The sequence below is a fragment of the Ralstonia sp. PBBBR1 genome, assembly GCF_002256165.1.
Taxonomy (GTDB): Bacteria; Pseudomonadota; Gammaproteobacteria; order Burkholderiales; family Burkholderiaceae; genus Ralstonia; species Ralstonia thomasii.
Map to the genome: position 1 here is coordinate 546601 of NZ_NKIL01000002.1, position 17281 is coordinate 563881.

Genomic DNA, 17281 nt, shown 5'->3' on the forward strand with positions numbered 1-17281 from the left:
GCGCCCGGGCGGAACCGGGCGCGTTGCTGAAAGCCTGTGGGACTTACTTGTACTTGGCGTTGGCCTTCTGCACGAAGGTATTGGTGAAGGTCTGGTCGAGCTTGATCTGCTTGCCCTTCACTTCCGCATCGAACTCCGACAGCGTGCGCAGCGCCGTAGCCGGGCCGTCGGCCGGCATCGTGCCATCCGGCGAGATGGCCTCACGCACCTTCTCCCACGCCGCCAGATACAGCGCACGGTCGCCCAAAAGATAGGCTTCGGGCACCGTCTTGACGATGTCCGACGGGCCCGCCTTTTGCAGCCACTTGAGCGCACGCACCATGGCGTTGGTCATCGCCTGCGTCGTGTTGGGATTCTTCTGGATGAACGCGGTAGACGCGTACAGGCAGCCGGCCGGCATGTTGCCACCGAACACCGCCTTGGTATCGGCCAGGGTGCGGGTATCGGACACGACGCGCACTTCGTTCTTTTGCGTGAGCATCGACATCACCGGGTCCAGGTTGGCCAGGGCATCGATCTGCCCAGCACGCACGGCGGCAATCGCCCCGCTGCTCGGACCCACGCCGATGATCGACACTTCGTTCGGCTTGATGCCGGCGCGCGCCAGCACATAGTTGACCATGATGTTGGTCGACGAACCGGGAGCCGTCACGCCGATCTTCTTGCCTTTCAAATCGGCAATCGACTTGTAGTTGGGCAGCGTCTTGTTGTTGACCGCCAGCACGATCTGCGGGGCCCGCCCTTGCAGCACGAACTCCTGGTACATCTGCCCCTTGGCCTGCAGCACCAGCGTGTGCTCGTACGCGCCGCTCACCACGTCGGCGCTACCGCCCACCACGGCCTGCAGGGCTTTTGCGCCGCCAGCAAAGTCGACGATTTCAACGTCCAGGCCTTCGTCCTTGAAGTAACCCAGACGCTCGGCAATCGTCAGCGGCAGGTAGTAGAACAACGCCTTGCCGCCCACCGCGATGGTGACCTTGCTCTTTTCAGGTTTGCCCTGCGCCAGAACGGCTGGACTGGCAGCCAGCAGGCTCGTCGCACACAGTGCAGCGCCCATCCACTTTGCCCAGCGCCCGATGACTTGTGTCCCCATGCCTGTCTCCTGTTCTGTGCGTTCACTGCCTCGGCGGCGATATTACCGCAACGATTTGCAACACAACATGCGGGATCGTCCTAGCTGTTTAGCTTTTGACTTCGGCAATGATGCCTTGCGAAACCAGCGCATCGATCTGCCCATCGGTCAGGCCGTGGCCGCGCAGTACGTCACGCGTGTGCTGGCCCAGGCGCGGCGCGCTCGCCTGCACGGCGCCCGGCGTGGCGGAAAGCTTGGGCACCACGCCCGGCATCTCCACCTCGATGCCCGACTGCGCGCGCACCGTTTCGATCACGCCGCGTGCGCGATAGTGCGGGTCGGCAGCAATGTCTGCGACGGTGTAGATCGGACCGCAGGGCACTTCGGCCGCATGCAGCGCAGCCAGAACATCGGCGATGGGGAGCGTGCTTGTCCAAGCATTGACGGCAGCGTCGATTTCCTCGGCACGCGCCGCGCGGCCGTCGTTGCGGGCCAGGCCGGGATCGTCGGCCAGATCATGCCGGCCCATGTGTTGCATCAGGCGACGGAAGATGTTGTCGCCGTTGGCGGCAATCAGGACGTATTCACCGCCGGCGCAGCGGTAGGCGTTCGACGGCGCGATGCCCGGCAGCGCCCCACCCGCCGGCTGGCGGATCGCACCGAACACCGAATACTCGGGCAACAGGCTCTCCGTCAGGTTGAACACGGATTCATAGAGCGCCACGTCGATCACCTGCCCCTTGCCGCCGCGCGCATCGCGTTCGTACAAGGCCAGCAACACGCCCAGCGCGCCATGCAGGCCGGCGATCGTGTCGCCAAGCGACAGCCCTGCACGGGCAGGTGGGCGCCCCGGCTCACCGGTCAAATAACGCAGGCCGGCCATGGCTTCGGCAATGGCCGCAAAGCCCGGTTCATCCCGTTTGGGGCCCGTCTGGCCATAGCCCGACACGCGCAACATGATCAGCTTCGGGTTGTCGGTCGACAGCGCCTCGTACGACAGCCCCCACTTTTCCATCGTGCCGGGGCGGAAATTCTCGATCAGCACATCGGCTTCGGCAGCCAGCTTGCGAACGACTTCCTGTCCTTCCGGGACACGCAGGTCGACACAGACCGACTGCTTGTTGCGCGACTGCGCTTCCCACCAGACTGACGTGCCCTCATGCAGCATCCGCCATTTGCGCAGCGGATCGCCCTGCCCCGGCGGCTCGATCTTGATGACCTGTGCGCCAAAGTCGGCGAGCGTCTTGGCGGCAAACGGCCCGGCAATCAGTTGCCCGAGTTCGAGCACGCGGATGTCCTGCAAAACCTGTGTCGGCATGGTCGTATAGAGAGCGTTGAATTCAGAGTGCGGCGGGGTTGCCAAGCAGATGCGTCATCAACAGGCGTGCTGAGCTGGTCAGCGCATCGGGGTCACGCACGCCCACCAGCAGGCGGCGATGCGCCCATTCGTCTTGGAGCGCCACGAGCGCCAGACCGGCGCCCGGCAGGCTCGATACATGGCTTTGTGCGGCGATGCGCGGCAACACGCCCACGCCCAGGCCGGAGGCCACCATCCGGCAAACGGCTTCAAAGCTGCGCACCTGGATGCGCAGGCGCAACGGCTTGCCCAGACGCAAGCTTTCGTCGACCAGTTGCGCGGCCAGCGACGTGCCCGGCGGCAGGCTGACGAAGTCGAAATCCACGGCGTCGGCGAAGTGAACCTGCTTGCGCCCGGCCAATGGATGCCCGCGCGGCGTGACCAAGGCGAGATCGTCCTCGCGATAGTCGAACGATTGCAGCCCCTCGCACGGTGTACCGGCCGCAAAGATGCCGAGGTCCGCGCGGTTCTCGCGCAGCGCGGCAACGATATCGCCGCTGTCCTGCTCTTCCAGCGCGATGCGGATGGCCGGATTGGCCAGCATGAAGGCGGCCAGGTCGTCAGCCAGGAATTGCGTAATCGACGAGGTATTGGCCCACACGCGTACCAGCCCGCGCGTGCCGGCGGCAAAGTCCGACAGCGCGCCGGCCATACGCTCGACGTCCTGCAGGATGCCGACAGCGTGGCGGAAGCACGCCTGCCCCGCTTCGGTCAGTTCTACACCCGCGGCATGGCGATACAGCAACGGCGCGCCCACGGCCGCTTCCAGATCGGAAATCCGCTTGCTGGCCGCCGCCACAGCCAGGTGCGATTGGCGCGCCCCGGCCGAGATGCTGCCCAGCCGGGCCACCGCCACAAACAGGCCGAGGGTGACGAGATCGAAGCGGGCGAGATTCATGATGCGGATAATCCGGCGGAGTTGGAGAAACGCGACAGGTCAATGCGAATCGTTACAGTTTTCATCGGCAAGTCATGACGTAGCGCTTAGCATGGCCGGGTTTTTGCCTCATTCCGGCTGCGCCAGCCCGGAATTCTAGCGGTTGCCCCATTTGTCGTGCCTCATGCCCTCGCTGCCTCTTCACGTCATCCCTCGCCGTCCATTCACTCTGATGGGAGCCGTGCAACAAGCCACGGCGGCCTTCATGCTCGTATTGAGTCTGCAAAGCGCTGCGCTGGCGGCTGGCGCCGATACGCCTGCCACGGACATCCCAGAGCCGGAGCGATGGAACGTGCATGGACAGTTCACCAACGTGACGCAATGGCATCCGTCGTTCCGCTCGCCGTACAGCGGCACCAATAGCCTCACGCCTGACAACAACACCAAGGAGACGGTCGACGTCACGCTCTACCTCGGGCTGCGCCTGTGGAAGGGTGCCGAGCTGTACGCGAACCCGGAAATCGACCAAGGTTTCGGACTAAGCAATACGGTCGGCCTGGCCGGCTTCTCAAGCGGGGAGGCCTACAAGATCGGCAACAATGCTCCCTACCGCAAGCTGCCGCGCTTGTTCCTGCGGCAGGTCATCAATCTCGGCGGCGAGCAGCAGGCAGTAGAGTCAGGTCCCAACCAGCTTGCCGGCAGCCGCTCGGCAGACAACGTCACCATCACCGTCGGCAAGTTCTCGGTGGCAGACATATTCGACACGAACACGTACGCGCACGACCCGCGGGGCGATTTCCTGAACTGGGCGGTGATCGATGCCGGCGCATTCGACTATGCAGCGGACGCCTGGGGATACACGCATGGTCTGGCGGTGGAATGGACGCAATCGTGGTGGTCGCTGCGCGGCGGACTCTTCGCGCTTTCGGCAGTACCCAACAGTGTCACGATCGACACCACTTGGAAGCAGTACCAGTGGGTGGGCGAATTTGAAGCGCGCCATGATTGGTTCGGCCGCCCGGGCAAGGTCAAGCTGCTCGCCTTTGCAACGCGAGGCCGGATGGGTGGTTATGGCGATGCGGTCAACCTCGCCCAACAGACGGGCAACACGCCGGACACGGGCCTCGTGCGGCGCCTCGCCTGGCGCCCCGGTGTTGCCTTGAACCTGGAGCAGGAAATCACCTCCGACCTGGGCGTCTTCGCACGGGCCAGCATGAACGACGGCAGCAAGGAAACATTCGAGTTCACCGACATCAACCAGTCGGTGTCGGCCGGGTTCTCCCTGAAAGGCAATCGTTGGGGACGCCCGAACGACACGTTCGGTGCCGCCGTGGTGGTGAACGGCTTGTCGCGCGCGGCACGCCAATATTTTGCGGCCGGCGGCATGGGCGTACTGATTGGTGATGGCGCCCTCAACTACGGCACCGAACGCATCGCCGAGCTGTACTACAACTGGGCGGCCATCAAACACCTCACGCTGGGCCTGAACTACCAGTATGTGGTCCATCCGGCGTACAACCGGGACCGCGGCCCGGTGTCGATCGTCGGGGCGCGCATCCACGCTGAATTTTAAGCAGCTGCGGAAGATCAGAGTTGGCGCCGATCCAGCACGGCGCGAGCGATGGTGCCGGCGTCCACGTATTCCAGCTCACCGCCTACCGGCACGCCACGCGCAAGACGCGTCGCCTTGATACCGCGCGCCTTCAACATCTCACCAATGTAATGGGCAGTCGCCTCGCCTTCGCTGGTGAAGTTGGTGGCGAGGATGACCTCGGCGCACGGCCCGCCCAGCGCAGGGTCGGTCGCGCGGGCCAGCAAGCGTTCGAGGTGGATCTCTTTCGGGCCGATGTTGTCCAGCGGCGAGAGCCGCCCCATCAGCACGAAGTATTGGCCGCGATAGGTCAGCGTCTGCTCGATCATCATCTGATCAGCGGGCGTTTCCACCACGCACAGGACCGATGCATCGCGGCGCGTGTCCAAGCAGGTCTCGCAAACTTCCTGCTCGGTAAAGGTATTGCAGCGGCTGCAGTGCTGGATCGATTCCGTTGCCTCAGACAGCGCCTGTGCCAGCTGCGCCGCCCCCTCGCGGTCATGCTGCATCAGGTGATACGCCATCCTCTGGGCAGACTTGGGGCCCACGCCCGGCAGCACGCGCAAGGCTTCAACCAGCATCTGCAGCGCCGACGGCGTGCCTGGAGCGTTACGCATCACGCGTGCTCCAGAACAGTCGTGTGGTGCAGCACTTCCGGCATCGGATCATAGAAGTGATGCAGCAGCGCACGCCAGCGCTGGTACTCGGGCGATTGCCGAAAGCCGATGGTGTGGTCTTCCAGCGTCTGCCACTGCACCAGCAACAGATAGTCGCTCGTCTTCTCCATGCAGCGCGACAGCGACAGCGAAACGAAGCCCTGCATCGCACCGATGATGTGGCGAGCCTCGCCGAAGGCCGTCTCAAAGGCGGCTTCCTGGCCGGGCGTGACGTGCAGCAGTGCAGATTCCAGCACCATGGCGCAATCCTGGCGGGCGTTGCTTAGAAGGGCAGCTTGAAGCCGGGCGGCAGCATGCCGGCCATACCGCCCAGGCCTGAAGTGAGCGAACCCATCTTCTCTTGCGTGGTGGCCTCGGCCTTGCGCACGGCGTCGTTGAATGCGGCGGCGATCAGGTCTTCCAGCAGATCCTTGTCTTCGCCTTCGGCCAGCAGGCTCGGGTCGATCGACACACGCTTCACGTCGTTTTTGCAGGTCATCACTACCTTCACGAGGCCCGCGCCGGACACGCCTTCCACCTCGATCAGGGCGAGCTGCTCCTGCGCCTTTTTCATGTTTTCCTGCATCTGCTGGGCCTGCTTCATCAGCCCGGCGATCTGGCCTTTCATCATGGTCATTGCTCCTTGGAATGGGTCGTGCAAGGCGTGCCGCTCAGCGGGGCACGCCGGGGTTCAATGTTCAGTCCTGAAATTCCGTTCAGTGCGCGTGCGGTTGGATCGATCCGGGGACGACCTGCGCAGCAAAGTCCCGGACCAGAGCCTGAACAAACGGGTTGGCGGCGATGGCGTCTTCGGCACTGCGTTGGCGCTCGGCGCGCTGCTCGGCGTCCACTGCCGCCGCGGTGGCGCGCGCCGGTCCGATATCACACGCCACGCGAACGGGCGTGCTGAAGTGTTCCGTGAGTGCTGCCTCCAGGCGCTCGACGACATTGGCGTCGGTCAGCGGGGGCAACGGAACACGCAGGCGCATCGTGGCGCCTTCCACGGCCACCAACTCGCTCTGGTAAGCCAGCTGTTGAGCTAGGCCGCGGATCGGCAGGCTGGCCGCCAGCGCCGGCCAACTGCCGTCGAACGTTGTAAGACTGCTAGCGCTCAGATCAGGCGGCGTAGCAGCGGCGACCGGCTCCGGGGCGATCGTCGTGACCGGCACAAGCGCGGCTGACGGCGCCTCGATCTGTGCTGGACGTGCTGCCGGTTCAGGCGCACCGGGGCGCATGCTCGACGCGGAATCCCAGCCGGCAAACGCGGCGTCCATCTCGTCAAGCGACGGCGAAGCAAATTCGCCTGGCATTTCATCCCAGGGCGGTGGCCCGTCATCGGACGCAGCGGCAGCGCCAGCCGGCTGTTCGCGGCGCGGCGGCGCGGATGCCGGCGCAGCAGCAGCAGCAGCAGGATTCGGACGTGGACCCACAGCGGGCGCAGCTGGACGTGCGGCAGGCGCAGGCGCGGCTACCGGCGAGGCGACAGGTGCGGAAGCACCGCCACGGCCACGGTTCGAAGCCTGGCGCGCTGCGGCCAAGGCTTCCATCGCCGGCGAGCGACGCGCTGGCGCTGCAGCCGGCGTGTGCGCAACCGCAGCAACGGGCGCAGGCGCCGGCGGTGTTGCCTGATAAGTCGCACGCGGCGCCTCGACCACCGGCTCCGGACGCACCGCCACCGGCGCCACCTGAGCAACCGGCGCCGCCACAGGCGCAGTCGCCGTAACCGCCGGACGCGTCGATGCGGCTGGCGTTGCAGCCAACGGCATCGCGCGCTTCCCGCCGCCACCGCCCGAAGGCGGCGCCGTGTCCCCACCCGACTGCCCGGGCTGGAACGCAAGCATGCGCAGCAGCGTCATCGTGAAGCCGGCGTACTCATCCGGCGCGAGCGCCAATTCGTTGCGGCCCAGGTTGGCAAACTGGTAGAACAGTTGCACGGACTGCGCATCGAACCGCTCGGCAAGGCGGCGTACATCATCAGCCTCTGGCCAATCGTCCTGCACAGCGGCGGGCACGACCTGCGCCAGCGCAATCTTCTGCAGCAGGGATGCAAGATCCTGCAGCGCGCCCGAGAAGCTCAGACTGCGCCCGGCCATTTCGTCGGCAATCTCGACAAGCGCGGCGCCGTTCTCATCGGCCAGTGCATCGAGCAGGCGCACGAGGTAGCTCTGATCAATCGCGCCGAGCATGCCGCGCACGGCGGCTTCGCTCACGTCGCCGGCGCTGTACGCGATGGCCTGGTCGGTGAGCGACAGCGCATCACGCATCGAACCCTGGGCGGCGGCGGCCAGCAGACGCAGCGCGTTCGGCTCGTGGGCGATGCCCTCTTCGCCAAGGATGCGATCGAGGTGAGACACGATGTGCCCCGGCGGCATCTGCTTGAGGTTGAACTGCAGGCAGCGCGACAGCACCGTCACCGGAATCTTCTGCGGATCGGTGGTCGCGAGGATGAACTTGACGTGCTCGGGCGGCTCTTCCAGCGTCTTCAGCATCGCATTGAAGGCGTGGTTGGTCAGCATGTGCACTTCGTCGATCATGTAGACCTTGAAGCGGCCGCTTGTGGGTGCATAGACCGCGCGGTCCAGCAACTGGGCCATCTCGTCGACGCCGCGGTTGGAGGCGGCATCCATCTCGATGTAATCGACAAAGCGCCCGGCATCGATTTCAGTGCAGGCGCGGCACACGCCGCACGGCTGCGCAGTGATGCCGCCCTGCCCGTCCGCGCCGACGCAATTGAGCGATTTGGCAAGGATGCGCGACAGCGTCGTCTTGCCGACACCGCGCGTACCCGTGAACAGGTATGCGTGGTGCAGGCGCTGCTGTTCGAGCGCATGCGTGAGCGCTTTCACCACGTGTTCCTGACCGACCAGCGTGGTGAAATCGCGAGGGCGCCACTTGCGGGCGAGCACTTGATAACTCATGCGGCGGATTGTAGCAAAGCGAGGTGGATTTCCGACGCGGTTTTGGAGGCGTCAACCTCCATGCGCGCCGAGCGAATTGCAAGGATATTCAAGTGGGGACGTGCGAGTCGGTTACAATGTCGGTCGGACGGGCCTCCTCGCATGGTGGCGCGGTCAACCTGGTCAGGTCGGGAACGAAGCAGCCACAGCCGTTTTCCGCCAGTGCCGAGGGTCAGGCTCGTCCCCTTTCTCTTTTCCCCTCCCGCATCACCCTCCCCTTTTTCGTCTGTGTCGTCTGTGCCGTCCGCATCAGAACAGCGCGCCTTGGCTGTCGTCGTGTGACGTCTGTACCGGCTTGGGTAACGCGTCCAGGTCGATCCATTCGCCCTGCGCGGTGGCGACGCCCGCGCGCACGTTGCGACCCGGGTACATCGGCGAGATGGCGGCCACATAGCCGCGCAGCTGATCCGCATAGGCGGCGCGTTCGACGGGCAGCAGGCGCAGCTTGTAGTCGACCACGAGGATGTCGTTACCGCGTTCGATCAGGCGATCGATGCGCAACAGCGCACCGTCCGGAGCGAAAAGCTCGATCTCGTTATGTGCGGCGTCGAAACACGCAGGGTCGAAGACATGCATCAGCGTCTCGGCTGAAAGCATTCTGCGCACGGCGTCAGCGGTGCGTGTGGCGTCGGCCTGCGTGACACCGGTGGCGCTGAACCAGCGCGCGATCGTCTCAGCGTCGGGCGCCTGTTCGGGCAAGCCGCGACGCGTCAGGCGCTCGAGCACCGCATGCAGCAGTTCGCCCTGTGCGACGGCGCCTTGGTCGAAGACGATATCGGCGGGGCCCTCGGCGGATGCGCCAGCGGCGCCGACACGCACTGTCACCGTAAGCGGCGCGCGGAAGTCGTGATAGGAGACTGCCTCAGGCCCTGCCGCATTGTCAGCCGAATCGGCTGCGCCATCCACCATGGGCGCGGGTGACGCCACGCCCGCCGTGGCAAGGTGTGTGTACCAGCTCGCCGTACCGTCCACTTCGGGCGCGTCGCCCTCATCGACAGATTGGGCTGCAGCGGCATCACGCTTGTTTGCGACGCCGGAAACGATCAACGCTTGTCGCGCGCGCGTCATCGCCACGTAAAGCAGATTCCAGTTCTCGCGCTCGGCGAGATCATGTTCTTGCTTGAAGAGCGGATCGCGTGCGAGGCCCCGCTCGGACGTCTTGCCAAACGCGGAGAAATGCGTAGGTGCCTGCGCGCCCGGCGGCCAGTCGATCAGGATGCCGGCGGTATCGACACGCGCGTCGCTATGGTGGCTGTCGAGCAGCACGACGAACGGCGCTTCCAACCCCTTCGAGGCATGTACGGTCAGTATCTGTGCGGCATCGAGGCCTTCGCTGGCAACTTCGGCATCGATGGCATCCGGCGCATCGGTGTCGCCCTGCATGCCTTCGTCGGGACTTTCGTCCTCGTCGCCCTGGCGGATGGCCCGCAGCTCCGCCATGAACTTCGGCAGGCTCGGATAGCGGCCACCGTCCAGATCGAGGGCGAGCTTCAAAAACGCATCCAGGTTGGCGAGCACTTGATCGCGATTGGCGGCGGGCGCGCGTTCGGCATAGCGGCGCTTGAGTTCGCCGGTGTAGACGATGTGATCGAGCAGATCGTGCACGGGCAGCGTGGGCGCCACCGCCAGCCAGCGCGACAGCATGCGATGCGCATAGTGGAAGGTGTCCGACGCATCAGCCTGACCGGCCAAGGCAGTCAACCGCTCCCACCATGTCAATGCGAGAGTGCCTTCGCCAAACTGCGCCAGTGCGATGAGGTGATCGTCCGTGGCGGCGAACACCGGGCTGCGCAGCACATGTGCAAGCGACAGATCGGCCTGCGGCGTCATCAGAAAATCAAGCAGCGCGCACAGATCGAGGGCTTCGAGCGTCGCCAGCAGACCGCCACGGCGCGGGCTCAGATACGGCACGCCGGCGTCGCGCAGCGCACGTTCGTAATCGGCGAGGTAGCGCTTGCGGCGGACGAGCAGCTGGAAATCGCTCCAGCGCACGGAGCGCTCGACGCCGCCTTCGCGAATGCGCTCGCTGGCGTGCAACGCGCGCAGGCAGGCGGCTACTTGGCGGCCCTCTGCATATCGCTGCGAATCGCCGGCCTCTTCGCGCGGTTCGGTAAGCGTGTCGCGTGGCGTGGTTTCGTCGACCCGCTCGGCTTCCAACACGGGCACCAGCGGCAACAGCAGCGCTTTGCCTACAGGCGCATCCACGGCCGTGCTTTGCTCGGCGTAGATGGGATAGTCGCCGCGCGCCCGCGCCTGCAGGAACACGGCGTTAACCCACTCCAGCACCGCCGGCGCGTTGCGACGCGTGCGGTTGGTGCGCAGCACGGTCGCGTTGAATTCTGCGACCAGCATTTCACGCGCAGCATCGAACAGCCGGGCATCCGCACGACGGAAACGGTAGATCGATTGCTTGGGATCGCCCACCAGGAATACGCTCGGCTGCGTGCCGGTGCCCGCATAACCGGCCAGCCAGCCTTGCAGGATGCGCCACTGCATCGGGTTCGTATCTTGAAACTCGTCGAGCAGCAGATGCTTGTAGCGCGCGTCGAGCCGCACCTGCAGGTAGGCGGCCGTGTCGTCTTGCTGCATCAGGCGCGCCGCTTCCCATTCGAGATCGGTGAAATCCATCGCGCGCGTCTGACGTTTGTACGCCTGGTAGCGATCGATGAGTGCGTCACCCAGAGCGAACAATGCAGCATTGGCGGCGCGCACGCGGGCTTCCTGGCGCCGCGCCTGGATGGTGGTCAGCGCCTCGCAGAGCGCAGTGTGCAGGGTCACCAGCGTTCGCGCGTGTTCGTCGCCGACGGCCTTGATCAGTGCCTTGGTCGGCTTGCAGGCACGCGCCTTGCCGGCCTGCGTGTGGAAGGCCGCAAAGAGCGCATCAAATGCTCGTACGCGCGCGGCTTCATCAGAGACATCCATTCCGCGCGCAGCAGTCACCGCCGATTCGATGGCCACCGCGCGCTTGCCTTCGGCCGCACCGCCCTGCCCAAGCCAGCCGGACACGTGCAGCATGTCGGCCAGCAATGCCGCATCCTGCAGCGCTTCGATCAACGGATCGACCGTCGCATCGTCGCCAAGCAGTTCGTCCAACGCAGCCAGCGGACGGCCGCCCGCCTGCGCCTTGTACGCCCACCAATCGCTGCGCTGATGAAACATTGCATCGAGCAGGCGACCGGCCTGGAAATCGCCGACCAGATCGGCAAGCGTTTCATACGCGGCGCGCAACTCAGCGTGATCTTCCGCCAGCAGGCCGCGCCAGACAGGCGCCCACGCTTCACGCCGCAGCCGTCCGGCATCTTCACGCAACGACGCGCCCTGTTGCACCCCCGACGACAGCGGCGCACCGCGCAGCAGCGACCCGAACCAGCCGTGGAACGTATCGATCGCCATGCGCGAGGGCGACTCCAGCACGCGCGCATACAAGCCTCGCGCGGTTTCAATCAGCGCCGACGCATCGCGCTCGTCCACCGTGCGCGCGACGAGTTCGCGCACGACGCCCTCATCGTCGGCGGCGGCCAGTTGCGCGAGGATGTCCAGCAAACGCTGGCGCATTTCTTCGGCGGCCTTGCGCGTGAACGTGATGGCGAGAATGTCCGACGGCGCGGCGCCCGCCAGCAGCAAGCGCAACATACGCGTGACCAGCAGCCACGTCTTGCCGCTGCCCGCGCATGCTTCCACCACGACCGAGCGCTGCGGTTCGCACGCAGCGCGCGAGAAGGCTTCAGGCGAGACGGGTGCGCCGTCGCATTCGTAAGCGTGATCGCTCATGCCGCGCTCTCCGGCTCGCGCGGAGCACCGTCGGTCCAGTATCCCTTGCGGCACAGGCCGCGCGCCGCGCAGTAACGGCACGCCGATTCATCACCGAAGGCCGGCAGCGGCGCACCGGCTGAGAGAGCCGTCATGTCCTTTTGCATCTGTTCAATCAACCAGTCGACGACTTGCGTGAAGTCGGGCAACGCAACGTCGCGCTTGTCCCCGCGCGCCTCGCCGTCGAGCGAAACCCAGCCGCCCGCAACTGCACGCGCATCGAGCACGCCATAAAACGGGAGCTGGCAATCCTCAAACGGTGCCTTGGCGCGACGCACCAGCACCATCTGTGATTGCGTCTTGTAATCAAGCACCGCCACGCCGTGTTCGTCGTGCACGTCAATGCGGTCGATACGGCCGCGCAAGCGCAGCGGGCGCTCGTCCCGCAACGTGATCGACGTATCGACATCGACCTCGCCAGCCTCAAAGCGCCAGCCGTCAGCCTCGCGCGCGGCCTGCCACGCCAGGTACGACGGCATCACACCGAGCCAACGCCGATAGAAGCGCAGTGCGTTGCCATCCTCGGCCAGCAGCGGGCCGAACTGTTCGTCGGTGATGGCCTGCAGGAGCGCCTGACGATCAGCCGGGTCATGCATCGGCACTTCCAGCAACTGCCGATGAAAGCGATGCAGGATTGCGTGCAGGATTTCGCCGATGTCGCGTTTCTCCAGCTCGTCGGAGACCTCTTCCAGCTCGCCCAGGCGAAGCATGCGACCAACGAAAAACTGGTACGGACAGCGGCGCAGGCTGTTGTACGCGGCCGCACTCAGCGTGGACGGCACCAGCACAGGCGCGGCCGGCGCTGGCATGCCGGCTGGTTGGCTCGTGGTCTGCAGGCTGGGCAACACGACGGACGTATCAATACGCACGCCGCTCACTGCCAACCGGCGTTGCAGGCGTTCGAGCCAGCCGGAAAGGCGGTGCGGCTCGCCGCGTCCGCCGTGGCGCTGCCAGGTCAACACGACCTCGGGCTGGTTGAGCAACACTTCAGCCAAGTCGCGCGCCTGCTGCGCAAAGCGCTGCGCGCGGTCGGGCAAACCCAGTTCACGGCGCACGTCGTTGGAGAAAAACAGCCACTCCGGCTGCGCCGACGGCAACTGCGCATCGTCGCAACCCACCACCACGACACCATCAAAGCGCCGCATGCGCGCACCATTCAGCGGCAGGATGACAACACGCCGATCAGCAGGCGGTGAAGGCTCACTGAAGACCGCAGATTCGAGCAGCATCGACAGCAGTGCACGCCACTCCGTGAGCGAAAAACGCGCGCCCGCATCGGTGCTGCCATGTATGGATGCCCGCAGGCGGTCGATCCAATCGAGCAATTGGCGCCCTGCGTCGTCGTTCTGCAAGCCGGTGCGCATATGCAGACGATCGAGCGTGCCTGCCAGCAGCGTTACCCACGCGTCAAGCGTCGCGCTGCCGACACGGCGCCACAGCGCAGCTTCGTCGGCCAGCACGCCGAGGCGATCGGCCAGGCGGCTGACCTTCGCTTCGCCATCGGCATCGGCATCATTGGCGGGGCGATCCGCCACCAGCCGGCGCAGCCGCCCCCAGCCACCCGAAACGTTGTGCCGGCGCACTCGGCGCTCCAGTTCTGCGACCCATGCGGGCGTGGCCGTGCCGGCATCGGCGTCACGCAGACAGAAAGGGCTTTTGACGAGATCGAGGAGCGCAGCGGTGTCGCCATCGCCCTGCACCACGTCGACCCAGCGCATGAGCGCTGCGGCGGCGCGCGTCGTGGAAAGCTTCCAGCCGGTCTCGTCCCGCACCGGCACGTTCACGCGCGCCAACAATGCGCGAACGCGCCGCGCAACGATGCGATCCTGCGCCACCAACGCCAACGAGCGGCGCCCGGCGTTCAACCAATCGACCAGCGTATGCGCGGCGAAGGCCGCTTCGTCCTCAAAGCGTGTAGCACCAGCAATGCGCAGGATTGGCGCCTGCATCCGCGCATCGGCGCCATCGTCCGCAGCCTGTGCGGCCGTCGCGCACTCAGGCCAGGCGTGCAGCAGCAAGTCGCGGAAATCCGCATGCGTGGAAGGCGTCGCAGATGTGCCGGCCTCGGGCGCATTCCAGTCGTAGCCGATGCTCAGCACTGGCACGCGCTCGGCGGCACGCTGCAGGAAATCCAGATCGACCGCCTCAGGGTCCGACGGGCTCATCCAGACGATGGGGCCGTGCAATTCGTCCAGCAAGCGCCGCATGGCACGCAGCCGCATTGGAATCGGGTCCGCCGCGCCTGAAAGCAACCGCCAGAACGTCAGCACAATGCGCGATTCGGTGCCGAGAAAGCGTTCGGACAATTGTGCGTAAGTGCGCTCCAACGCTTCCGCCAACGCCGACTCCAGCGCATCAGACCGCCTATCTGCGCCACTGTGTGCGGCATCAAGCGTCAGCCAACGTTGCGACAACTCGTCCGACACCGTCACGAGCACCTGCGCTACGCCCCACAGGGCGGCATCGTCCTGCGCGCCCAGCGCTTCACGCAGCCAAGCCTGCGTCTTGAGCGCCTGCTGCACCGCAAGCAATCGCGACAGCGGCGTGCGCCCGGCGGGCGAACCTGCTTCCGGTGGCAAATCGAGCAGCCAATGCCCCAGGGTCAGAATGCGCGGCAGCAAACGCGGCGTGCCGGCCGCTTGCGCATTGGCATGCAGGGCACTGCGCACCCCGGGAATCTGCGCGGCTGTCGGCACGACGATCGTCGCGGTACCGGGGGATTGCGCATGCGCATCCAGAAAGCGCCATGCAGCGTCGGCGGCACGGGAAAGGAATGCTGGGCCAGGCGCGAAGGCAAGCGTCTGCATGCGAGGGAATATGGCGATATACCGGGAAGCGAAGACCTGCGGCTATCGGCGAGATAGCCACAATCAACAGTCGAATCGGTTGAAAATAGAGGCGTCAGTACTATATCAGCAGCATCCGCGCCGACAGTGGTCTCAATGCACGCCGGTCCGTGTAATCGTGTAATGTATGGGTTCGGCGCACGTCGCCAGCTTTTACGAAATAACAGAGGTTCCCGCCATGAGCGAACAGATCAAGTATGTGAGCGACGCGTCCTTCGAGGCAGACGTGCTCAAGTCCGACAAACCCGTGCTGGTCGATTTCTGGGCCGAATGGTGCGGTCCTTGCAAAATGATCGCCCCGATCCTGGACGAGGTTTCCAAGGACTACGGCGAGAAGGTGCAAATCGCCAAGATCAACGTCGATGAGAACCAGGGCGTGCCGGCCAAGTTCGGCATTCGCGGCATCCCAACGCTGATTCTGTTCAAGAATGGCGCTGTGGCCGCGCAAAAGGTGGGCGCGCTGTCCAAGTCGCAACTGACTGCATTCCTGGACAGCCACCTGTAAGCCGTTTTTCGGCTATAGGCGACCTTTCGCGTTGCCCCACACACACGCTGGCGCACTTCCGCCTGGAAGCCCGCCAGCGTTGTGCTAAGATTGCAGCCAATCTGTTTCCCCGAGCGTTCGCTCGACCTGTCCCCCCTCCCCCGTTTCTCGTTTCGCCGCCCGTTCGGGCCCTTCCCTCATCTTTCGTCTATGCATCTGACAGAACTGAAATCCTTGCACGTGTCCCAATTGCTGGAAATGGCGGGGCAGCTGGAGATCGATAACGCGCAGCGCATGCGCAAACAGGAATTGATGTTTGCCATCCTGAAAAAGAAGGCGAAACAGGGGGAAACGATTTTCGGGGACGGCACACTTGAAGTGCTGCCCGATGGCTTCGGTTTTCTGCGCTCGCCGGAAACCTCGTATCTGGCCAGTACCGACGATATCTACATCAGCCCGTCGCAGATCCGCCGATTCAATTTGCACACCGGTGACACCATCGAAGGTGAAGTCCGCACGCCCAAGGATGGCGAGCGCTACTTCGCGCTGGTGAAGGTCGACAAGGTCAATACGCAGCCTCCTGAAGCGGTGAAGAACCGCATCATGTTCGAGAACCTGACGCCGCTGCACCCGAACAAGCCGCTCACGCTCGAACGCGACATCAAGGCCGAAGAGAACATCACTGGCCGCATCATCGACATGATCGCCCCGATCGGTCGCGGCCAGCGGGCGCTGCTGGTAGCAAGCCCGAAGTCGGGCAAGACCGTGATGCTGCAGCACATTGCGCACGCCATCGCGACCAACCATCCGGAAGCCGAGCTGTTCGTACTGCTGATCGACGAGCGCCCGGAAGAAGTGACCGAAATGCAGCGCACCGTGCGCGGTGAAGTGGTGGCATCGACGTTCGATGAGCCTGCCGTGCGTCACGTGCAGGTGGCCGAAATGGTCATCGAAAAGGCCAAGCGCCTGGTCGAACTGAAGAAGGACGTGGTGATCGTGTTGGACTCGATCACGCGACTGGCCCGCGCCTACAACACTGTGGTGCCAACCTCGGGCAAGGTGCTGACCGGCGGTGTCGACGCCAATGCGCTGCAGCGCCCGAAGCGTTTCTTCGGTGCGGCACGTAACCTGGAAGAAGGCGGTTCGCTCACCATCATCGGTACGGCGCTGATCGAAACCGGCAGCCGCATGGACGACGTGATCTATGAAGAATTCAAGGGCACCGGCAACATGGAAGTGCACCTGGAACGCCGCCTGGCCGAAAAGCGCGTCTACCCCGCCATCAACCTGAACAAGTCGGGCACGCGCCGGGAAGAACTGCTGATCAAGCCGGACATCCTGCAGAAGGTGTGGATTCTGCGTAAGTTCATCCATGACATGGATGAGGTCGAGGCGATGGAATTCCTGCTCGACAAACTCAAGACGACGAAAAACAACGCTGAGTTCTTCGACATGATGCGACGCGGCGGCTAAGTCTCCTGCCTGCATAGCGAAAAGCGCACCCATCGTGGTGCGCTTTTTTTATTGCTGTGTCAACTACAAGTTTTTCCTCAGTGTTCTCTTGTCAAAGTCGTGAAATTCGCTAGTTCATTTGCATTACAGTCCGGGCGCGCAAGCGTTTGCCACCATCG

Annotated in this window: 12 protein-coding genes and 1 other RNA gene; 4 read left to right on the forward strand and 9 right to left on the reverse strand. The window is 64.6% G+C overall.

The annotated features are described in order from the left end of the window. Positions 1-43: 43 nt before the first annotated feature. From CFE42_RS02595 to CFE42_RS02605, 3 genes are all read right to left on the reverse strand, one after another. Entirely contained in the window at positions 44-1093 is a 1050-nt protein-coding gene (locus CFE42_RS02595; RefSeq protein WP_004626271.1) for an ABC transporter substrate-binding protein, read from the reverse strand. A gap of 88 nt (positions 1094-1181) precedes the next feature. Next, positions 1182-2390 carry a CaiB/BaiF CoA-transferase family protein gene (locus tag CFE42_RS02600; RefSeq protein ID WP_004626269.1) on the reverse strand — a complete coding sequence of 403 codons (1209 nt, stop codon included), beginning with the start codon at positions 2388-2390 and terminating at the stop codon, positions 1182-1184. Between the two features lie 22 nt (positions 2391-2412). After that, positions 2413-3327: a LysR substrate-binding domain-containing protein gene (locus tag CFE42_RS02605; RefSeq protein WP_004626267.1), complete on the reverse strand. Its 915-nt coding sequence runs from the start codon at positions 3325-3327 to the stop codon at positions 2413-2415. 211 nt (positions 3328-3538) lie between these two features. On the opposite strand from CFE42_RS02605, the gene CFE42_RS02610 reads away from it, so the two are divergent. Then, on the forward strand, positions 3539-4879 hold the full coding sequence (locus CFE42_RS02610) for a carbohydrate porin (protein ID WP_004626265.1): 1341 nt from the start codon (positions 3539-3541) through the stop codon (positions 4877-4879). Positions 4880-4893: 14 nt separating this feature from the next. On the opposite strand, the gene recR is transcribed toward CFE42_RS02610, so the two are convergent. The 4 genes from recR to CFE42_RS02630 form a co-directional block, all read right to left on the reverse strand. After that, a complete protein-coding gene (recR, locus tag CFE42_RS02615; RefSeq protein WP_004626263.1) occupies positions 4894-5514 on the reverse strand; it encodes a recombination mediator RecR in 621 nt (206 codons plus the stop codon). Further along, complete coding sequence (locus CFE42_RS02620; RefSeq protein ID WP_004626262.1) at positions 5514-5813, reverse strand: antibiotic biosynthesis monooxygenase; 300 nt, start codon at positions 5811-5813, stop codon at positions 5514-5516. The genes recR and CFE42_RS02620 overlap by 1 nt, the downstream gene beginning before the upstream one ends. Positions 5814-5836: 23 nt before the next feature. Continuing rightward, positions 5837-6184: a YbaB/EbfC family nucleoid-associated protein gene (locus CFE42_RS02625; RefSeq protein ID WP_004626260.1), complete on the reverse strand. Its 348-nt coding sequence runs from the start codon at positions 6182-6184 to the stop codon at positions 5837-5839. Positions 6185-6269: 85 nt separating this feature from the next. Beyond that, positions 6270-8471, reverse strand: a complete 2202-nt coding sequence (locus tag CFE42_RS02630; RefSeq protein WP_004626258.1) for a DNA polymerase III subunit gamma/tau — start codon at positions 8469-8471, stop codon at positions 6270-6272. Positions 8472-8597: 126 nt separating this feature from the next. Here CFE42_RS02630 and ffs point away from each other — a divergent pair. Continuing rightward, positions 8598-8696: signal recognition particle sRNA small type (gene ffs, locus CFE42_RS02635), an RNA gene on the forward strand. 63 nt (positions 8697-8759) lie between these two features. Here the strand turns inward: ffs and CFE42_RS02640 are convergent. Together CFE42_RS02640 and CFE42_RS02645 are read right to left on the reverse strand one after the other, a co-directional pair. After that, the gene (locus CFE42_RS02640) at positions 8760-12281 is read right to left on the reverse strand and encodes an exodeoxyribonuclease V subunit beta (RefSeq protein ID WP_004626256.1); all 3522 of its coding nucleotides are present in this window, start codon (positions 12279-12281) and stop codon (positions 8760-8762) included. Then, the gene (locus CFE42_RS02645; RefSeq protein WP_004626255.1) at positions 12278-15127 is read right to left on the reverse strand and encodes a PD-(D/E)XK nuclease family protein; all 2850 of its coding nucleotides are present in this window, start codon (positions 15125-15127) and stop codon (positions 12278-12280) included. The genes CFE42_RS02640 and CFE42_RS02645 overlap by 4 nt, the downstream gene beginning before the upstream one ends. 217 nt (positions 15128-15344) lie before the next feature. Between CFE42_RS02645 and trxA the strand changes: the two genes are divergently transcribed. Together trxA and rho are read left to right on the forward strand one after the other, a co-directional pair. Further along, the gene (trxA, locus tag CFE42_RS02650) at positions 15345-15671 is read left to right on the forward strand and encodes a thioredoxin TrxA (protein WP_004626253.1); all 327 of its coding nucleotides are present in this window, start codon (positions 15345-15347) and stop codon (positions 15669-15671) included. Between the two features lie 189 nt (positions 15672-15860). After that, positions 15861-17123, forward strand: coding sequence for a transcription termination factor Rho (gene rho, locus CFE42_RS02655; protein WP_004626250.1), 1263 nt, complete (start codon positions 15861-15863; stop codon positions 17121-17123). The last annotated feature ends 158 nt before the right edge of the window (positions 17124-17281 follow it).